Annotated in this window: 1 protein-coding gene; it reads right to left on the reverse strand. The window is 62.0% G+C overall.

Features of this window, described 5'->3' with window-relative positions; translation table 11 throughout:
* Nucleotides 1-43: 43 nt before the first annotated feature.
* On the reverse strand, nt 44-1,438 hold a 1,395-nt coding region (locus A2I95_RS37665; protein WP_291737548.1), incomplete at its 5' end, for an FAD-dependent oxidoreductase.

Here is a 1,438-nt window from a genome sequence, read left to right on the forward strand (position 1 = left end):
TCGAGGTTGGCGGTCAGGATCAGTTGGTCTTCGGTCATCTTGATCACTCCTTGCCGATGGCCCGGCGGATGGCGTGCCGGAACTGGTTTTCGTCAAAGCTGGGGCGGCGGGCAGCAACATGCTGGTCCGGGCGGATCAGGTAGACACCGCTTTCTGCACTGCCAAGATAGCGGTCCTTCAGTGCCAGTGTCTTGTCGTCCTTGACCGACAGCGCCAGCCGGGTTACTTCGATGCCTTCCTCCTCGATCACGTCGGGGGCATCGGCGTCGATGGTCAGCAGCACGAACTTGTCTCCAAGCTGGTCCAGCAGGAACCCGTCGCCCAGCGGGACGTCAGGGCAGGGGGAGCCTGGGCGGGTGCGTTCGGGCCCGTTCAGTGCATCTGCGGAGTTCAGCGGCGAGCCATCATAGGTGCAGGGCACCGACAGGCGTCCAGAGTTCACCAAGGGGCGTGCGAATTCATACTGTTCGGACAGGTCCAGAACCGCATCGCGCAGCACCCGGCTCATCTCTGACTTCGGCGTTATGAAATCGGTGGAGCGGGAAGAGTTCAGGATGTTCTCATCCGCGCCGTGAATGCGCTCGATGTCATAGCTGTCGAGCAGGCTCTCCGGTGCCTTGCCGTCCATCACCAGCTGCAGCTTCCAGCACAGGTTGTCTGTGTCCTGCAGGCCGGAGTTGGCGCCGCGGGCGCCGAAGGGGGACACCTGATGCGCGGCGTCGCCGGCAAACAGCACCCGGCCATGGCGGAACTGCTCCATGCGGCGGCACTGGAAGGTGTAGATCGAAACCCATTCCAGCTCGAACTTCACATCCTTGCCCAGCATTTCCTGCAGCCGCGGGATCACGTTTTCGGGGCGTTTCTCGCGTTCCTTGTCGATGTCCCAGCCGAGCTGCAGATCAATCCGCCACACACCGTCCGGCTGCTTGTGCAGCAGTGCCGACTGGCCCTTGTTGAAAGGCGGGTCGAACCAGAACCAGCGTTCGGTCGGGAAATCCGCCTCCATGATCACGTCAGCAATCAGGAAATTGTCCTCGAACACCCGGCCCACGAAATCCAGCCCCAGCATCTGCCGGGTGGGGGAGCCGGCGCCATCACAAGCAATCAGCCAGTCGGCTTCCAGGTTGTACGAACCTTCGGGCGTGTCGATATCCAGCACCACATGGCCGGGATGGGTGCCGATGGCCGACACCTTGTTGCGGCCGCGGATTTCGATCGGCGCGCCCTGCTGCTGCAGCTCGCGGACCCGGTTCACCAGGTATTCCTCGAAGTAATACTGCTGCAGATTGATGAAAGCAGGGCGCTTGTGGCCTTCTTCCGGCAGCAGGTTGAAGTCGTAAACCTGACGGTTGTCAAAGAACACCTTGCCGGTGTCCCATTGGACGCCCTTGTCCACCATCGGCTGGCCGCAGCCGAGCCGGTCGAGGATTTCCAGCGG

This window comes from Leisingera sp. F5, assembly GCF_001593695.1.